This is a genomic window from Bifidobacterium saguinibicoloris, assembly GCF_019331725.1.
Classification (GTDB): Bacteria; Actinomycetota; Actinomycetes; order Actinomycetales; family Bifidobacteriaceae; genus Bifidobacterium; species Bifidobacterium saguinibicoloris.
Window position 1 is genome coordinate 148548 of the sequence record NZ_JAHBBF010000003.1, and the last position, 18874, is coordinate 167421.

Below are 18874 nucleotides of genomic sequence, written 5' to 3' on the forward strand. Positions count from 1 at the left end.
ATACGAACCCTGAGACCCTCTATCAATGAGTAGAATTAGAGCATGTCGCATTTATTATCCGATAATTCATCCATAAATGAACGATTCCGTCATCTTCAAGCGCAACGCCAACGTGACTTTCGGGAACGTCTTGCCTCATGCATGGCCGACTACCACAATGACGACGGCAGCACCGGCATCACGCAGAAGCGTCTGCGGAACATCCTGTTCGACCGTTATGGCGAACGCATCAGCGCAAGCACCCTATATCGCTGGATCCATCTCGGGGAACATGACGGCGACACCGCATTCCCCCGCTACGACTACCTGCTCATGCTGTCCGACACCTTCGGCGTCAGCGTGGCCTACCTGACCGGAGAGGACGACGGCACCACCCCGGCTGAAGACAAAGCCGCCGCATATACAGGACTCTCCACAAAGGCCATCGGCAATCTCCACCGCCACAACATATCTGCGGACGAGAACGTCCGGGAGGCACTCAGCGAATTCCTGGAACAGCGACACACCATCAGCAGGTTCGCGGCACAGCTGGCTTGGCACATCAACAGTATGAAGCTGATACGTGTCATGACGCTTATGCTCCCCCAAGGATTGTTCATTCCGCAACAGAACGCGGAACTGCACCACCTCGCCGCAGACCTTACGAATCTCATGCCCGACACTGATTTCGATATGTTTGACATCTTTCTCGAGGCATCCCGACACAAAGTCATCGCATCATTCGAAGGTATCCTTGACGCCCTCGAGCACCCCATCGACGAACTCTACCAGAATGCGCTCGACGCGGAACGCCAAGGACAAGACGTACGGCAGAAAACACGCGACATGTATGCCGATACGGGATTGACGGAAAAAATGGACGAGTGGCAGGCCTTCATGGAACATATGAACGGGCATGACACCTCCCCCTCACCTGATGTCGGAGCAACCTGACAGGTGGAGCGCCCATTCGCGTGTCCTCCGGCACATAACGTTCTCCGATGATGCAGCACCGGCATCCGGACACCGGCGTCGGAAACATGCCATACGCGTAGGGAGCGCGCCATCCGCGTCGGGAGCGTTCCACGGCTTACATGGAACCGGCGCCAACGGGACGGAAACGTCGCATGCGTGCCACGGATGGCAGGGAGGCGACGCTACGAAACTCCCCAGCGTCGGAAGCGCGCCAAGGATGGCACGGAGGCGATGCTACGAGGCCCCTCAGCATCGCATGCGTGCCACGGCTGGCATGGAACCGACGCCGACCGGCCATGCGCGTCGGAAGCGCGCCAAAGATGGCAGGGATACGACGGGATTGGCACGGAAACGACTCCCCCAACCCCGTCCCGCCATCAATCCATCGCCCTCCATCCTGCTACCCGCACATCCAACCATCCCCATACATCAACCGGATGCCCGCCGCGGGGACTAGGCTGGGCGGTATGAGTGCAACATCAGCAACCACCACGCCGGCGTTGAAGGCCGGCATCGATCCGGCGTCGTTCTCCGGCGTCATCAAGCCCTCCGAGGACCTGTTCCGCTACGTGAACGGCCCGTGGATCGACACGTACCGTCTGCCCGACGACCGTTCCCGCTACGGTTCGTTCGACAAGCTCGCCGAGGACGCGGAGAACCAGATCCGCGACATCCTCGAGGACGAGGACGAATCCGGCGACGCCCCGGAGCACGGCGAAGGCCGTCCGGCCGCGAAATCGCGAGCCCTGTACCGTTCGTTCCTCAACACCGAAGCGATCGAGAAGGCCGGCATCAGCCCGATCAGACCGGCGCTCGACATCATCGACGCCGTGACGGACAAGGCGGGCATGACCCGCGCGCTCGGCAGGCTCAACGCCGAGGGCGGCTCCGACATCCTCGGCATCGCCGTCTACGGCGACCCGGGCGACCCGGACCACAACATCCTGCACATCGAGCAGGCCGGCCTGCTGCTGCCGGACGAGGCCTACTACCGTGAGGACCACTACGCGCCGGTGCGCGAGGCGTACGTGCGCATGGTCGCCACCCAGCTGGTGAACGCCGGCTACGCGCCCGCCGCCGAGGACAATCCGAACGTCGACGACGAGATTCCGACGCACGGCGACGCCTCCGACGAGGATGCCGCGGATTCCGGCGAATCCCCGATCCCCACTCCGAGCGAGGCGGCTCTCGACATGGCCCGCCGCTTCCTCGACGTGGAGACCCGCATCGCCGCGAACCATTGGGACAACGTGGCCACGCGCGACTCGGTGAAGACCTACAACCCCACCGACTTCGCCGAGCTGTCCGAGGAGCTGAAGCACTTCGACATCGGCGCGTGGATCGACGCCTGCCAGGCCGGCTACGACGCCAAGCCCGCGTCGGCCGTGCAGCCGCTCGACTTCCGCGCGGTCTTCAGCCGCGTGATCGTGCACGAGCCGAGTTTCCTGACCGGTCTCGACGCGTTCTGGGAAGCGGCCGATCTGGAGGACCTCAAGCTGTGGGCGCGCGTCCACATGATCGTCGGCGGCGCCTCCTACCTGTCGCATGAGTTCGACCGGACGAACTTCGATTTCTTCGGCAAGGTGCTGTCCGGCCAGAAGAAGCAGCGCGACCGCTGGAAGCGCGGCGTGGGCATGGTCAACGGCGTGTGCGGCGAGGACGTGGGCCGCGAGTACGTGCGCCGCCACTTCCCGGAAAGCTCGAAGAAGCGCATGGAGCAGCTGGTCGCGAACCTCATCGACGCGTACCGCGTGTCCATCACGAACTCGGACTGGCTGAGCGAGGACACCAAGGCGAAGGCGCTGGAGAAGCTCTCCAAGTTCACGCCGAAGATCGGCTACACGAACCACTGGCGCGACTATGCGGCGCTGGACGTGCACGAGGACGCGGTGTTCGCCGACAACATGAAGGCCGTGGCCCTGTATGTGATGGGCTACGAGCTGGGCAAGGCCGGCAAGCCGGTCGACAAGGACGAATGGCTGATGAACCCGCAGACGGTGAACGCCTACTACGAGCCGACGATGAACGTCATCGTGTTCCCGGCGGCCATCCTGCAGCCTCCGTTCTTCGACCCGGACGCGGAGGACGCGGCCAACTACGGCGGCATCGGCGCGGTGATCGGTCACGAGATCGGCCACGGCTTCGACGACCAGGGCGCCCAGTACGACGGCGACGGCAGGCTCCACGACTGGTGGACGGCCGACGACAAGGCGAACTTCGAGGCGCGCACGAAGGCGCTCATCGAGCAGTACGACGCGTTCGTGCCCAAGCAGCTTCAGGAGAAGTACGCGGACGAGCCGGACAAGGCCCCGCACGTCAACGGCGCGCTGACGATCGGCGAGAACATCGGCGACTTGGGCGGCGTGAACATCGCGCTCAAGGCGTACGCGTTCGCACTCGACAAGGCCGCTGGCCGTCCCGAGGACGGCTCCGCCGAGGCCATCGAGGCGTCGCTCGCGACCGCCCCGGAGCTGGACGGCTTCACCGGTCTGCAGCGCTTCTTCCTGAGCTACGCATCGATCTGGCGCACGAAGAACCGTGACGAGCTGGCCGAGCAGTACCTGCAGATCGACCCGCACTCCCCCGCCGAATGCCGCACGAACGGCATCGTGCGCAATGTGGACCTGTTCTACCAGGCGTTCGACGTGAAGCCGGGCGACCCGATGTACCTCGCGCCGGAAGCGCGCGTGCGCATCTGGTAGCGGTCCGTAGGACCACGCCGCACGGGCCGCGCCGCGGCCATCCCGGGTGTGCCCGGACGGATGCCCACATCCGTCCGGGCACACCCGTTTCCGTTGCCGCGGAATCCGTCACCCGCACGCGTCCTATTGGAAGTCGCCCGGCTCGAAGCCGTCCTCGGGCTCCGATAGGGGTGTTCCGTCGGCCGATGCCGTCTGCACGGCGGTGGAGGGACCGCCACCGGCCGTCGCGCCGGTCTCGCGGATCTCACCGGTGGCGAGGTCGACCGGCTGTCCGGCCGGCTGCGGTTGCGCGGCGGGAATCTGCACGCCGGCCGGCTGCGGCGGTACGACGGGTGCCTGCACGACCGGTGCCTGCACTGTGCCGGCACCCCCGGAGCCGCCGGCCGTCTGCACGTTGGTCTGCATGTTGCCTTGCGTGTTGGCCTGCTGCCCCATGTTCGGCTGTCCCATGTTCGGCTGCCTGCGCCGTCCGAAGTTGGCGACACCCTGGCTCAGGTCGTGGCCGACGGCGTTCGCCTCGATGACGGGCATCTCCCGGTCCACGCCGTCCTTCTGCCAGCGGTCGCTGTGCAGCGTGCCGGTCACGATGACCGGGTCTCCTTTGTTGAGCGAGCCCATGATGTTCATGGCCAGCGTGCGGTAGGCGCGCACGTTGATCCATGAGGTGTTCCGGTCGCGCCATTGCCCGGAACGCGAATCGTAGTAGCGCGGCGTCACGCCCACCCTGAATGAGCAGGCCGGCGTGCCGTCCTTGCCGGAGAACGAGGTGGGGTTGGCCCCGAGGTTGCCGGTGACGGTCACCAGCCCTTGTTGGATGCCCATGTGCGGTCCTTTCCGTATGCGGCCGATCGGCCGGTTCGACGATTGGACCGAAGGACCGCATGCGTTGCGACGAAAACGTGCGCCGGCCGCCGTGTCGCCGTGCGTCCCGTCCGGGTCCGCATCGGCCCTTCGGTGTCTCCAGCGTGCGGCATCGGAGGCCGGTGCGGCAACGGGGACCGGGCATTGTGGTCGGAGCCCCGCCCGCCGGGCGTGTTGTGGACGGCGTGTGGATGGCGGACCGGTTATCCACATTCGTGCCAAGGGTCTTTCCATGGACGCATCCCCACATACGAACAATCCCGCCGCATCCCCGAAACGAAACAGGGATGCGACGGGATTCCCATACCGCCTTATGCCATTCGATGGCGCCTGTCGGACCGCCTGTCGTGCGGCCGGAACATCATCCGGCCACACGCGGCATGCCCCTTACAGGCGCTTGAGCAGCTCGTCGACGGCGTCGGCGGCGGGCACGGCAACCTTGTCGGAGCCGTCGCGTCCGCGCACCTCGATGGTGCCGTCGTTGACGTAGTCGCGGCCCACCACGGCGATGACCGGCACGCCGATGAGCTCGGCGTCCTTGAACTTCACGCCCGGGGACACCTTCTTGCGGTCGTCGTAGATGACCTCGACGCCCTTGGCCTCGAGCTCCTCCACCAGCTTCTCGGCGCCTTCGAACGCCTTCTCGTCCTTGCCGGTGGCGACGACGTGCACCTGGGCCGGCGCGATGACGGTCGGCCAGGCGAGGCCGCGCTCGTCGTGGTGCGTCTCGGCGACGCAGGCGAGCACACGGGAGACGCCGATGCCGTAACAGCCCATCCACACCGGGACGGCCTTGCCGTTCTGGTCGAGGACCTTGAGGCCCAGCGCGTTGGAGTACTTGAGACCCAGCTGGAAGACCTGGCCGATCTCCACGCCGCGCTCGAAGCTCAACGGGCCGGAGCCGTCCGGGCTCATGTCGCCGTGACGGACCTCGACGGCCTCGACGGTGCCGTCGGCCTCGAAGTCGCGTCCGTAGACGAGGTCGTAGTAGTCGACCTCGTGCTCGTCGGCGCCGGTGAACCATGCGGAGCCCTTGACGACGTGCGCGTCGACGAAGTAGCGGCACGGGTTCTCGACGCCCGCGGCCTTCGCCTGGGGGCCGAGCACCATCGGTCCGATGTAGCCGAGCACCAGTTCGGGGTGCTGCTTGAGGTCGTCCTCGGTGGCCTCCTCGATCTCGGCCGGCGCGAACTGCGCCTCGAGACGCTTCATGTCGACGGTGCGGTCGCCCGGCACGCCCACGACGACGACTTCACGCCACGGCTCGTCGTGGTCCTCGTCCTCGGGGTGCTTGACGGTGATGGCGACGTTCTTGAGGATGTCGGAGGCCGCCCACGTGCGGCCGTCGGTGCGCGGATGGTCGGCGTCGGCGCGTTCGATCATCTTGTCGATGGTCTTGGCGTCCGGGGTCGCCTCCTTGTGCGCGGCCGGAGTGTTCGAGGCGTCGATCTCCGGCAGTTCCGGCGTGTGCAGGGCCTCGACGTTCCAGGCCTTGCCGGACGGGGCGAGCGCGAACGTGTCCTCGCCGATCGGCATCGGGGCGAGGAACTCCTCGGATGCGGAGCCGCCCATCGGGCCGGACATCGCGAACACCGGCACGTACTTGAGGTCGAGGCGCTGGAACACGCGCTCGTACGCGCCGCGCTCGTCGTAGTACGCCTTCTTGAGGCCCTCCTCGTCGATGCTGAACGAGTAGGCGTCCTTCATCACGAACTCGCGGCCGCGGATGAGGCCGGCACGCGGACGGAACTCGTCGCGGTACTTGGTCTGGATCTGGTAGAGAGTGACCGGCAGGTCCTTGTAGGACGAGTACATGTCCTTGACCAGGAGGGTGAACATCTCCTCGTGGGTCGGCGCGAGCAGGTAGTCGGCCTGGTGACGGTCCTTGAGACGGAAGATGTTGTCGCCGTATTCCTCCCAGCGGTGGGTGGCCTCGTACGGCTCGCGCGGCAGCAGGGCCGGGAAGTGCACCTCCTGGGCGCCGATGCCGGCCATCTCCTCGCGGATGATGGCCTCGATCTTGTTGAGCACGCGCAGGCCGAGCGGCAGCCAGGTCCAGATGCCGGGCGCGGCCTTGCGGATGTATCCGGCGCGCTGCAGGAGCTTCGCGGAATCGACGTCCGCGTCGGCGGGGTCCTCGCGCAGGGTGCGCAGGAACAGGGTAGACATACGAAGGGTTTTGGAAGTCATAGGCTCCAAGATATTCACGTCAAACGACAAGCCGCCCCGGCTCCCCGCATCCCATCCGCGCATGCTTGGTTTTCCCGTCGTTCGGTGCGACAATGGTGACACATAGGGGAACAGGAGGGGCGCGATGACGCAACCACAGCCACGACCGGACATGCAGCCGCAGCCGCCATATCAGCCGGCATATCAGTCGACGTACCAGCCGTCGCCGTATCCGCAACCGGGAATGCAATCGGGCCCGCAGCCGCAACCGCAGCCACAAACGTCGCCGTATCCGCAGACGCCATATCAGCAGTACCCGCAGCCGTCGCCGTATCCGCAATCGGGCCCGCAGCCCTATCCGCAGACGCAGCCACAGCCGCAGACGCAACCGCAGCCCTACCCGCCGCGGCGCCCCCATTCGAGCGTGCAGACGCTGCTGCTCGTGCTGGGCGTGGCGTTGGTCGTGCTGGCCGTCATCGCGTTCGGATGGTTCGCGTACGGTCTGCTCGGCGACTTCGGCCGCGCGGTCTGCATCGGCGTGGTCGGCGCGGCCGCGCTGGCGGCCGGCGTCCCGCTCGCCCGGCGTCTGCGCGTCACGGCCGAGGGCCTGTCGTGGGCCGGACTGCTCGCGTTGTCGGCGAGCGCGTTCCTGTTCGGCGACGTCTCCCCGATTCCGGCCGCGGCCGGCGGCGACAGGCTGCTGTCCGGCATCCTGCTCGCCGTGCTGTCGTTCGTGGCGCTCGGGCTGCGTCTGATGCCGCATGGGGAGGACGTGCCGCCGTTGCGCGCGTATGCGTTGTTCGTGACGCCGGCGCTGCCGTTGTCGGTGATGATGATGCTGTACGCCCTGCCGGTGCGGGGTGGCGAGACGCTGGTCTCGCTTGAGTTGGCGGGCGGCGCGTTGACGGCGGTCGCGTTGGCGTTCCTGTTGCCGTCCGACAGGCGTTCCCGCCATGCGGATTTCGAGTGGCTGTGCGCCGCGATCGTGGCGATGGCCCTGTCTGCGCCGGCGTCGTTGCTGTTGTATCCGGGGATGGATTACGGCGACCCGCTGTGGTTCGCGCTCTGTCCGCTGCCGCTGGTGCTGGCCGTCTGGCTGCTGTTGCTCACGGTGCTGCATGTGCGGCGCGGTTCCGCGGGCCGCCCGGTCGCGCACGGGCTGCGTGTGCCGCCGGTGATCGGTCTGGTCGTGGCGGCGGCGAGCGTGTCGGTGCCGTTGCTGCGGGTGCTGCGTCCGATGCTGGGCGAGGATTGGGGCCGTGCCTGGGCGAATCTGGCGACGGTGCTCGTGGCCGCGATCGCGGTGGGCGTGGGTTGTCTCACGTCGGATCGGGTCACGGTGGTAAGCGCGCCGGAGCGTGTGGCCGCCACGCTGTCCGGTTCCGCGCTGGCGACGATCATGGTGTGCAGCGAGTTCTCCCGGTTCGACGGCCCGTCGTTGCTGCCGTCGTTGACGGCCTACGGCGCGTTGGCGGCCGGCGCGGCGGGCGCGTGGATGCTTGCCGCGCGTCCGGTGGAGAAGACCGTCGTGCTGCGTCCGGCGCCCCCGCAAGGTCCGATGGCTCCCGGCGGCGGTCCGATGCCGCCGTTGGGTCCGATGCCGCCGTTGAATCCGGTGCCGGCCCCGGCCTCCGCCCCCGGATATGCCGGTCCGATGCCCGAGCCGCCGATGGGTGGCCCGGCGCCCGTCGGCCAGGTCATGCCCGCTCCGGCGTATTCCGCCGCCCCCATGCCCCAGCCGGAGCCGATGCCGTTGGCCGCCCCCGTTCCGGCGGAGCGCACCGCCACGGTGACCGCCGCCAAGGGCATGGATGCGAACGGCATCATCGCCGTGGCGTTCGCCGTCATCGCCACGGCCTATCTGTTCCTGTCCACGTTGTTCACGCCGCACCCGTACGTGTCCATCGATCTGATCATCGACATCGTGGGAGTGGCGGCGCTGCTGGTGGGTCTGCGCTGGATGATGCTGTGGCCGGCGTTGCGCAGCGCGCCGGCGCTCGCGCCGGGACTGGTGCTGCTGACCGCGCCTTCGCTGCTCATCAGCTGGCGGGGGACGCCGTCGTTCCTGCGCATGTTCGCCTTGTTCGCCATCGCCGTGGGCATGGTGCTGCTGGGTGCGATCGGCCGGTTGCAGTTCCCGCTGGTGTATGGTTCGGTGGTGCTCGTCGTGCATGTCGTCACGGTGCTGTGGCCGTGGATCAGCGCGTTCTCCCGTGATTTCTGGTGGGTGTGGCTGCTTATCGCCGGCGTGCTGCTCATCGCGACCGCCGCACGGTACGAGGCGAGCCTGAAGTCGATGCGCACGCTCGCCTCGCGCATCGGCGACCTGCGCTGACCGGACGTGGGCGGCCCGACGGGCCGCCCGACGCGCACGACGTGTACGACGCCGCCGTCCGTTACGCCCAGCGGCCCGCTATCGGCGTGCCGCATGCGGGGCAGCGGCCGTCCGTGCCGCGCAATCGGTCCTCGACGATCCGGTACCAGTCGCGCACGATGAGCGCGGCATGGCAGTCCGGGTTCGGGCAGTAGGTGGTGTCGCCCTCGCTGTCGTGCACGTTGCCGGTATACACGTACCGCAGTCCCTCCCCCATCGCGATCGTCCGGGCGCGGGTCAGCGTCGCGTGCGGCGTGGGCGGCACGTCGGTCATCTTCCACGCCGGGTGGAACGCGGAGAAGTGCAATGGCACGTCCGGTCCGCAGTGTTCGCGGATCCATGCGCATTCGGCGTGCAGCTGCGCGTCGTCGTCGTTGAGTCCGGGGATGAGCAGCGTGGTGAGCTCCACCCACACGTGCCGTCCGTCCGGGGTGCGCGCCTCGTTGACCGCGTAGTCGATGGTGTCGAGCACGTCCTTCAGGTGCGTGCCGGTGACCTTCCGATAGAAGTCCTCGGTGAACCCTTTGAGGTCGATGTTGGCGGCGTCCATCATCCCGTAGAATTCGGGCCGGGCCGGCGCGGCCATGTATCCGGCGGTGACGGCGATCGGGTGGATGCCGCGCGCACGGCAGGCGGCCGCCGTGTCGATGGCGTATTCGGCGAACACGATGGGGTCGTTGTACGTGAACGCGACGGAGTCGATGCCGCGTTCGGCGGCGACGGCCGCGATCCGCTCCGGGCTCGCCTCGACGCCGAGCCGGTCGAAGTCGCGCGCCTTGGAGATGTCCCAGTTCTGGCAGAACCGGCATCCGGAGTTGCATCCGGCCGTGCCGAAGCTCAATACGCTCGATCCGGGATGGAAGTGGTTGAGCGGCTTCTTCTCCACCGGGTCGACGGCGAAGCCGGAGCTGCGCCCGTACGTGTCGGACACGATGAATCCTTCGTGGTTGGAGCGCACGAAGCAGAAGCCGCGTTGGCCGGGTCTCAGCACGCAGCGCCGCGGGCACAGTTCGCAGCGGGCGCGTCCGGTGCCGTCTGCGAACCGCGTCTGCCAGCGTCCGAGCGCGGGGCCGTACTTGGCCCGCGCGTCCGCGGCCGATATGATCGTGGTCCCGCCGCCGGCGTGTCCGGCGTAGGCCGTCTCACGCGTGTTCGGCATACGCCGTCACCTCGTAGCGTTCACAGGCGATCTCGCCGTCCCGCCAGTCGAGGTCCGCGGGCAGGCCGGCCTTGGCGAGCAGGTGCGAGACGAAATCGTGCGGGGAGGGCAGCTGCTCCCATACCTGCGGCAGGAACGTCGCCCGGCGGCCGCGTCCGCCGCGTTCGACGAGCACGAGCCCGTCCTCGCCGGGTCTCAAGGCCCGTTCGAGTTCGTTGCGCGAGCGCACGGGGTGCACGGACGGTTCGGCGGCCGTCATGCCGTCGTCCCCGCGCCGCCATACGGGCGTCACGACTTCGATGGGTTCGGGTTTGCCCAGCACCGACACCTCGACGTCGAGCAGCGGGTATTCCTCCGCGGTGACGGGCGCGAAGCGCGGGTCACGGCTGGCGGCGTCGACCGCGTGGGCGGCCACGTCGCAGCCGAGCGGCCGGTACGCCTGCAGCGTGCCGATGCAGCCGCGCAGATCCCCGCCTTCGGTGAGGGTGACGAAGCTCGCGCCGTTCCCGTAGAGCCATGGGTGGCGTTCGATGATCGCGTTCGGCCGATCCTCGGGCGCGTCGTCCAGTTCCAGGTGTTCGCGGATCGCGGCGCGTGCGAGGCGCAGCAGCACGTCGCCGTGCGATGCGTCGGCGTCGCCGCCGTCCTCATCGGTCATGTCCGCCGTGCCTTCGGCGTCCGCGCTTCCGGCCGCGACCGCCGCTTCCGCCGTCGCCGTGCCGTCGTCATCGGCCGCCACGGCCGTCTGCCAGACGGCGAACGACGCGTAGCCGACGACGGCCTCGTCCGGGTCGTCCATGCGCGGACGCGGCTCGCCGGCGGGCGCGACCACACCGTCGTCGCCGGACGTGCTGCGGCCGAGCAGCCGCAGGTCGAACGCGACGTCGTCGTCGGCAGGACCGTCGCCGTGCGCTTTCGGACGCAGTCCACGCGTCAGCACGTCGAGCAGGCCGTCGACCGGATACGCGCCGCATGCGCGACGCGGGTGGATGGGCCCGTCGAGATGCGCGATCGCGTCGATGGTCTCGTCGTCCAACGCGCGCGCGACCTCCTGCGGATGATAGTGGGACAGGTCGGAGCTGATGACGATGACGGTCTCAGACCCTCCCCACAGGGCGCGCAGCACGTCGCCGACCTCGCGCGGGAAGGCGTCGCCGGCGTTCAACGGCACGATTTCGAGATCCGGACCGAGCACGGTCTCAAGAAACGGGATCTGCACCTCGACGGCATGCTCACGTGCATGCGTCGGGTCGTGGACGATGAGCGCGGGCGCGGGGGCGTCCGGCGCGGCCGTCATGCCGGAACGCAACGGCGTGTCGGACGGCAGTCCCAGCGCGCGGCGTTCGGACGCGACGTCGATCGGCGTCACGCCGAGCGGTGTCTCGAACGCGTCGGCGGAACAGCAGGCGACGCCGCGCACGGCCACGCGATGCGTGGGTCCGACGATGACCGCGCGGCGAATCGTGCCACGTCCGCGTGCGAGCAGCGCGTAGGCGAGCGCCGCCGTCGTGCCGGAATAGACGTATCCGGCATGCGGCACGATCACCGCCTTCGGCGCGCCGGCGGGCAGGGACTCCCCCATGGCCGCGACCAGCTTGCGCCCGTAGTCGAGCTGCCGGTCGATCATCCCCGTCAGCTCGTCACGGTCCGCGGGATAGAAGGCGCCGGCCACCGCGGCCGGACGCACGGAAAGGGAACGCTTCATGACGACCACCTCTTCGACTCCCATGGTAGTCGGGTCGACGTCGCTTCCGCGCGAACAATCCGGCTTGGACGGTCAGAACAACGGCTGGGCGAAATCGTCGTCGGACGCCGCATCGGACCCCGAAGCGGCGCCGCCGGACGCGCCGGGACGGAACGCGGACGGGCCGGCGTCGGCGAGACGGTCGGACGCCGCCGCGGACGCCTCCCTGAGGTCGCCGTCAAGCATGACCGCCTCGGGAGAGACCGCGAACATGCGGTTGTTGACGCCCTCCAGATACAGGCCGGAGAGCCGTTCCACGCGGGAGAGCGCCACATAGCCCATGCCGGGCGCGAACGTACGTTTGAGGTCCATGACGGCGCGGTCGAGGGTCATGCCCTGCGACTTGTGGATGGTGATGCCCCACGCGCAGCGCAACGGCACCTGGGAGACGGAGGCGAGCACGACGTCGCCGTCCGTCATCTCCCAGGAGACCGGTTTCATCGTGACGATGTTGCCGTTCTCGAATGCGACGATCGGCCATCCGCCCTTGCGTTCGTCCGCGAACGCGCGCACGGTGCCGAGCGAGCCGTTGACGAACTGGTGGTCGGCGTCGTTGCGCAGGGCCATGACGGCCGCGCCCTCCTTGAGCACGAGCCGTTCCGGGGCGAGCATGTTGCGTTTGAGGCGTGCGACGAGGTTCGCGGGGCCCCGCTGCTCGGCGAAGAACTCGTGCGGGTCGGCGGTGATGCGGGCGAGCCGCATGTCGTTGAGGTTGTCGGCCTGACGGTTCATCGGGAACAGGTGCGTGGCCACCACGCCTTCCGCCGGCGCCACGCCGAGGCGGGTGACGAGCGCGTCCCGGTCGTCGTCGTCCACGCGGCTTTCGCGGATGTGCGTGAGCACGGTGAGGAGACGCCCGTCGTCCTGACGATGCTGTTCGGTCAGATAGCAGACGACCGGGGCGAGCTCCTGCCAGACGAGCGATTCGGTGACGAAGCCCTCCGGGTCGAGCCCGGCCTTCGCGTAGCGTTCGCGTGCGGCCGTGAATTCGGGCGGCGGCGGGAGCACGTCCCGGTTGCGCGCCGCCACGGAGACGGGCGGCAGCTGGAACAGGTCGCCGGAGAGCACGACCTGCAGGCCGCCGAACGGGCGCGGATCGCGGCGGATCTCACGGCACACCTGGTCGACCATGTCGAACAGCCACGCGTGCAGCATCGACACCTCGTCGATGACGAGCACGTCGGTGGCCTGGATGCGGCGCCGGCGTCTGGTCCTGATGGTCTTGAGCAGGCTGGGCGTGAGCACGTTCGCGAGGCCGATGCCGCTCCACGAGTGGATGGTCTGCCCGTCGACGTGCGTGGCGGCGATGCCGGTGGACGCGGTGACGGCCACGTCGGCGCCGCGCGCGCGAGCGTCACGGATGAACTCGTTGAGCACGTACGTCTTGCCCGCGCCGGGCGCGCCCGTCAGGAACACGTTCGCGCCGGCGTTCAGGATCGCGAGGGCCTCGCTCTGCCGCATGGACCGGTCCGCCCCTACTCGCCGTCGGAACCGATGAGCCGGCGCACCGCCTTGAGGACGCCGTGCTCGGTGTTGGCGGGGGCGATCCAATGCGCCGCCGCCTTGAGGTCATCGTGCGCATTGGCCATCGCGAACGACCATTCGCCGGCCTCGAGCATCTCGAGGTCGTTGAGGTAGTCGCCGAACACGGCGGTCTGGGCGGGGGTGACGCCGAAATGCCGCTGCAGCGCCACCACGCCCTGACGCTTGTTGGTGTCCGGGTCCATGATGTCCACCCAATGCGCGCCGGAGACGACCACCGCGTGCGTGCGCGCCACGTCACCAAGCAGGTCGGCGGCCATCGGCTCGGCGTCGCCGAAGTCGAAGATCGCGAGCTTGAGCACGGTCTCGCCGGGCGTGCCGAGCACGTCATGCAGGTCGTCGACGATCTCCAACGCGTGGTAGTACTTCAGGCATTCGTCGACGAACGGCTTGTCCTTGCGCTGGATGTACGCGGTCTTCAGGCCGCACACCACCAGGCCGATGTCGTGGGTGCCGTCCGCGACGGCCCGGTCGACGATGTCGACGAGCGTGCGGGTCAGGTCCCAGCCGACGCCGTGCACGTCGACGACGTCGCCGTCGGCGACGACGACGTTGCCGTTCTCCGCGACGAACGACATGGCCCTGCCGTCGGCGTTTGCGTCAGTTGGGTCGACGCCTTCGAACATCGACTTGAGCGTGGCGAGCTGGCGGCCGGATGCGGGCACGAATTCGATGCCGCGGGCCTTGAGGTCGGCGAGCAGCGGCCAGAAGCCGTCGGGGATGCGGCTTTCGCCGTCGAGCAGCGTGCCGTCCATGTCCGCGACGACGAGGCGGATGTCGTGAGGGCCGGGGGCGATGGCCGTCCAATCCTGAGCTGTCATGGTCTGGTCCTTTCTTCCTGTGGGTTATCGTGCGTACATCGTATGCGCCGTCACGCCTGGCCTTGTCCCGGCAGGCTCAGACGCCGGCGCTTGCTCATCTCCAGCTGCTTCCTGTCCACCATGTCCGTGACGATGCCGCGCAGCAGGTCCTTGTCGAAACGGCCCTTGAGCTCGCCGAACCGGGGGTGGGAGGTCAGTCCCGCCTCGACGATGAAGTCGGCGTCCTCACCGGCGAGCGTGTACGTGACCGAGGAGAGCGCCGGGTCCTCACCGGTGGAGGCGCGCAGGTCCGCCACCATCGACAAGATGGCGCGTTCCGCGGCGGCGCGCTCGCCGCCGTCGACCGCGCCGACGCGCGCGGCGAGCGCCTTCCTGCGCTCCTCCACCTCGGCCTGCTGGGCCAGCTTCTTCTCGCTGGGCCGCTTCTCGGTCGGCCGCTTCCCGGTGGGCTGCTTCGCCTTGGCCGTCTTCTGCTTGCCGGCGGCCGTGATGCGTTTGCGTTCGGCGGCGGTCAGCACGGCCAGCGTGTTGTCCTCGTGTTCGCACACGCTGCAGTCGTCGCATCTGGACGGCGCCTTCTCGCCGAAGTAGGCGAGCATCTCGGCGCGCAGGCATCGTTTCGCCTCACAGTAGCGGCTCACCGCGTTGAGGCGTTCGGTGGCGGCCTGGCGGGCCATCTTCTGGTCATTGGGGTCGGTCAGGGCGCTGCCGGCGTCGTCGAGTCGCCGGCGGAGGTTCACGAAGTCGCCGTCGCTCCACATGAGCACGGCGGTGGAGCGGTCGCGGTCGCGGCCGGCGCGGCCGGCCATCTGGTAGTACTCCTCCATGCTGGCAGGCGCGGAATCGTTGATGACCCAGCGCACGTCGGACTTGTCGACGCCCATGCCGAACGCGGTGGTGGCGCAGATCACGCGGATGTCGCCCTTGAGGAACGCGTCCTGCACCTCGCCCTTGCGGTCCTCGGGCATCTTCGCGTGGAAGTATTCCGCGTTCACGCCGGCGGTCTTGAGCGTCTGCGCCATCTGCTCGGTGCGCTTGCGCGACGGGCAGTACACGATGCCGCATTCCTCGGCGTGCATGTGCGCCCAGGCGACGATCTGCTCCATGCGTTCCTTCGGCGTGGCCTTGATGACGCGGAAATGGATGTTGGGGCGATCGAAGCTGGTCGTGATGCGGTAGGGGTGGTCGAGCCCCAGGTTGTTGATGATCTCATCGCGCTGCGCGGGTGTGGCGGTGGCGGTGAACGCGGCGATGACGGGCCGGTGCGGCAGTCTGCGCACGAAATCGGCGATGTTGCGGTAGTCGGGGCGGAAGTCGGAACCCCATTGCAGCACGCAGTGCGCCTCGTCGACCACGATCATGTCGATGCGCACCTTCGAGGCGAAGTCGAGGAAGTCTCGGCTCTGCAGGCGTTCGGGGGCGGCGTACAGCATCCTGAGGCCGTGCGTGGCGGCGGACTGGTAGATGGCGTTGCGCCCGCGCCAGTCGACCTGGCTGTCGATGAGCGCGGCGGGGATGCCGCGCGCCTCGAGATGCTGCACCTGGTCGCGCATGAGGGCGCGCAGCGGCGTGATCACCAGGGTGAGCGTGTTCGGCACGGTGGCGGGCAGCTGGTAGCACATGGATTTGCCGGCGCCGGTGGGCATGATTGCCATCACGTCACGCCCGTTGAGGATGGAGTTGATTACCTTGAACTGGCCGGGGCGGAATTCGTCGTAGCCGAAGTAGTGTTTGAGCGCGGCGTGGGCCTGGGCGGAAAAGTCGCGCTGTCCCCAGGGGACGTCTTCACCCTTGGGGCGGGGCTGCGGCGCGGCCGGCTGCGGCTGGGGTGCCTGTTGTTGGACCGGCTGCTGGACCGGCTGCTGCGGGTACGCAGGCTGCTGCGGCTGCGGCCGGGGCGGCATGGGCGGCAACGGCACCTGCTGCTGCGGTCGGGGCGGCATCGGTGGCAACGGCACACGCGGCTGCGGCTGGGGCGGCGGGAAGGCCGCCCCCTGTCCCTGCGGAGGCATATACGGCGTGTTCCCTGTCATGTCCATCATTTCCGTTCCTTCCGTCTCTCCGATGAGCTTCCGCGCGCTGCGCGCGTCCCCGGCGTGGGACGCGACGCCGCCCGCCCGTTCCGTCTATCCGTCTATTCCGCCGCGTTGATGCTGGTCGCGACGATCTCGTCGCGGATGCGCGCGGCCTCGGCCGCGTCCGGGCCGGGGGCCGCCGCCATGACGGCAGCACGGTAGTAGCGCAGCTCGTCGAGCGATTCGATGATGTCGGCGAGCGCGCGGTGGCCGCCGTTCTTCGGCGGGCGGTTCTCGTACACAGCCGGGTACCAGCGGCGGGCGAGCTCCTTGAACGTGCTCACGTCGATGCTGCGGTAGTGCAGGTGGCTCATGAGGTCCGGCATGTAGTGGTCAAGGAACTTCTTGTCGCTTCCGATGGTGTTGCCGGCGAGCAGCGGTTTGACTCCCTCCGGCGTGAAGCGGAGTACGTACTCGGTGACCTTCCGCTCGGCTTCCTCGAGGCTGAGGCCGTGCTCCCACTCGTTGATGAGGCCGGAGCGGGTGTGCATCTGGCGCACGAAGTCGTTCATGTGTGCCACGGCCTTGTCGCTCGGCTTGATGACGTAGTCGACGCCCTCGTCCAGCACGTTCAGGTCGAAGTCGGTGGGCACGACGGACACCTCGACGAGCTCGTCGCCGCCGAAGATGTCGAGTCCGGTCATCTCGCAGTCGATCCAGATGAGGCGCGAGTCCTTCGCGCTGTAGGTTTCGGCGTCATGTGCGTCAACCATCGTCAGTCCTCTTTCGTCATTGGTCCGTCTTCAAAGAACAGTTCAGACTATATCGCGGCTCCTACATATCAGACGGCGTCGCGCCGGGCCGTACCCCCGCCGGACGGTTCCGGAAGGTCCCGGAAAACGGGAAAGGCTCCCCTTGGGGAGCCTTTCGTCGTAATGCCGGATCGTGTCGTCCGATGGACGGGAGCCGCGGATCAGTTGGCGTGGAAGCCGGAGTAGTTCGGGGCCTCGGCCGTCATCACGATGTCGTGCGGGTGGGATTCGCGCAGGCCGGCGTCGGTGATGCGGATGAAGCGGCCCTTCTCGGCCATCTCGCCGATGTTGTGGGCGCCGATGTAGAACATCGACTGGTGCAGGCCGCCGAGCATCTGGTAGAGCACGGCGTTGAGCGGTCCACGGTACGGCACCTCGCCTTCGACGCCCTCCGGCACGACCTTGTCGTTGGAGGTGACGTCGGCCTGGAAGTAGCGGTCCTTGGAGTAGGACTTCTTGCCGCGCGGGGCCATCGCGCCGAGGGAGCCCATGCCGCGGTACAGCTTGTACTGCTTGCCGTGCAGGAGGACCTTCTCGCCCGGGGCCTCCTCGCAGCCGGCGAGGGTGCCGCCGAGCATGACGGAGGACGCGCCGGCCACGAGGGCCTTGGCGATGTCGCCGGAGTAGTGGATGCCGCCGTCGGCGATGCAGGGCACGCCGGCCGCGCGGCAGGCCTGGGCGGCCTCGTACACGGCGGTCAGCTGCGGGACGCCGACGCCGGCGACCACGCGGGTGGTGCAGATGGAGCCCGGTCCGATGCCGACCTTGACGGCGTCGGCGCCGGCGTCGATCATCGCCTGGGCGCCGGAGCGGGTGCCGACGTTGCCGCCGATGATCTGCACGCCGTCGAACGCGGAGTCGTGCTTGAGGCGGGAGATCATGTCGAGGGCGAGGCGGGCCTCGCCGTTGGCGGTGTCGACGACGAGCACGTCGACGCCGGCCTCCATCAGAGCGGAGGCACGCTGCCAGGCGTCGCCGAGGAAGCCGACGCCGGCGGCGACGCGCAGGCGGCCCTGCTCGTCCTTGGTGGCGTCCGGGTACTGCTCGGTCTTGACGAAGTCCTTGACGGTGATGAGGCCGGTCAGGTGGCCTTCGGCGTCGACGAGCGGCAGCTTCTCGACCTTGTGCTCGGCGAGCAGACGGTGGGCGTCCTCCTTGGAGATGTTGGACGGGCCGGTGACCAGGTTCTCCTTGGTCATGACGTCCTTGACCTTGAGGTGGTCGTAGTCCTCGGACGCGATGAAGCGCATGTCGCGGTTGGTAATGATGCCGACGAGCTTGTTGTCCTTGTCGACGACCGGCAGGCCGGAGATGTGGAACTTGCCGCACAGCTTGTCGAGGTCGGCGAGGGTGACGTCCGGGTTGACGGTCAGCGGGTCGGTGATCATGCCGGACTCGGAGCGCTTGACGACGTCGACCTGGGCGGCCTGGTCGTCGATGGAGAGGTTGCGGTGCAGCACGCCGATGCCGCCGTTGCGGGCCATGGCGATGGCCATCTCGGATTCGGTCACGGTGTCCATGGCGGCGGAGAGGACCGGGGCCTTCATCGTGATCTTGCGGGTCAGGTGGGTGGTGGTGTCCACCTCGGAGGGGATGACGTCCGTCTCGTTCGGCAGCAGCAGCACATCGTCATAGGCGAGGCCGAGCTTCGCGAAAATCGGCGGAAGGGGAGCGTACGCGGATTCTGCGTTCATATCGAGGTTTGTAGCCATGTGACCACT

12 protein-coding genes are annotated in these 18874 nt (G+C 68.0%); 3 read left to right on the plus strand and 9 right to left on the minus strand.

All coding sequences use genetic code 11. The annotated features are described in order from the left end of the window. The first annotated feature begins 141 nt into the window (after positions 1-141). Together KIH78_RS03455 and KIH78_RS03460 are read left to right on the plus strand one after the other, a co-directional pair. On the plus strand, positions 142-933 hold the full coding sequence (locus KIH78_RS03455; protein WP_219131239.1) for a hypothetical protein: 792 nt from the start codon (positions 142-144) through the stop codon (positions 931-933). A gap of 488 nt (positions 934-1421) precedes the next feature. Further along, positions 1422-3656 (plus strand): M13 family metallopeptidase, encoded by a 2235-nt coding sequence (locus KIH78_RS03460; RefSeq protein ID WP_219131241.1) that lies wholly within the window; start codon positions 1422-1424, stop codon positions 3654-3656. A 123-nt stretch (positions 3657-3779) separates the two neighbouring features. On the opposite strand, the gene KIH78_RS03465 is transcribed toward KIH78_RS03460, so the two are convergent. Then, complete coding sequence (locus KIH78_RS03465; RefSeq protein WP_219131242.1) at positions 3780-4478, minus strand: single-stranded DNA-binding protein; 699 nt, start codon at positions 4476-4478, stop codon at positions 3780-3782. 426 nt (positions 4479-4904) lie between these two features. Further along, positions 4905-6707: a proline--tRNA ligase gene (locus KIH78_RS03470; RefSeq protein ID WP_214311453.1), complete on the minus strand. Its 1803-nt coding sequence runs from the start codon at positions 6705-6707 to the stop codon at positions 4905-4907. Positions 6708-6831: 124 nt separating this feature from the next. Between KIH78_RS03470 and KIH78_RS03475 the strand changes: the two genes are divergently transcribed. Next, positions 6832-9021: a YppG family protein gene (locus KIH78_RS03475; protein WP_219131338.1), complete on the plus strand. Its 2190-nt coding sequence runs from the start codon at positions 6832-6834 to the stop codon at positions 9019-9021. Positions 9022-9082: 61 nt separating this feature from the next. Here KIH78_RS03475 and amrS read toward each other — a convergent pair whose 3' ends face one another. The 7 genes from amrS to guaB all read right to left on the minus strand — a co-directional run bounded on the left by amrS (position 9083) and on the right by guaB (position 18865). Then, a complete protein-coding gene (gene amrS / locus KIH78_RS03480) occupies positions 9083-10219 on the minus strand; it encodes an AmmeMemoRadiSam system radical SAM enzyme (RefSeq protein WP_219131243.1) in 1137 nt (378 codons plus the stop codon). Further along, on the minus strand, positions 10203-11924 hold the full coding sequence (gene amrB, locus KIH78_RS03485) for an AmmeMemoRadiSam system protein B (RefSeq protein WP_236034384.1): 1722 nt from the start codon (positions 11922-11924) through the stop codon (positions 10203-10205). Before amrB ends, amrS begins: the two co-directional genes overlap by 17 nt. 72 nt (positions 11925-11996) lie before the next feature. Beyond that, on the minus strand, positions 11997-13424 hold the full coding sequence (locus KIH78_RS03490; protein WP_219131246.1) for a DEAD/DEAH box helicase: 1428 nt from the start codon (positions 13422-13424) through the stop codon (positions 11997-11999). Positions 13425-13438: 14 nt separating this feature from the next. Further along, positions 13439-14326, minus strand: coding sequence for a Cof-type HAD-IIB family hydrolase (locus tag KIH78_RS03495; RefSeq protein WP_219131247.1), 888 nt, complete (start codon positions 14324-14326; stop codon positions 13439-13441). 50 nt (positions 14327-14376) lie between these two features. Continuing rightward, complete coding sequence (locus tag KIH78_RS03500; protein ID WP_219131249.1) at positions 14377-16368, minus strand: RecQ family ATP-dependent DNA helicase; 1992 nt, start codon at positions 16366-16368, stop codon at positions 14377-14379. Positions 16369-16460: 92 nt separating this feature from the next. Continuing rightward, the gene (gene orn / locus KIH78_RS03505; protein WP_219131250.1) at positions 16461-17114 is read right to left on the minus strand and encodes an oligoribonuclease; all 654 of its coding nucleotides are present in this window, start codon (positions 17112-17114) and stop codon (positions 16461-16463) included. Between the two features lie 200 nt (positions 17115-17314). Beyond that, positions 17315-18865 (minus strand): IMP dehydrogenase, encoded by a 1551-nt coding sequence (gene guaB, locus KIH78_RS03510; protein WP_214311466.1) that lies wholly within the window; start codon positions 18863-18865, stop codon positions 17315-17317. Between the last annotated feature and the right edge of the window lie 9 nt (positions 18866-18874).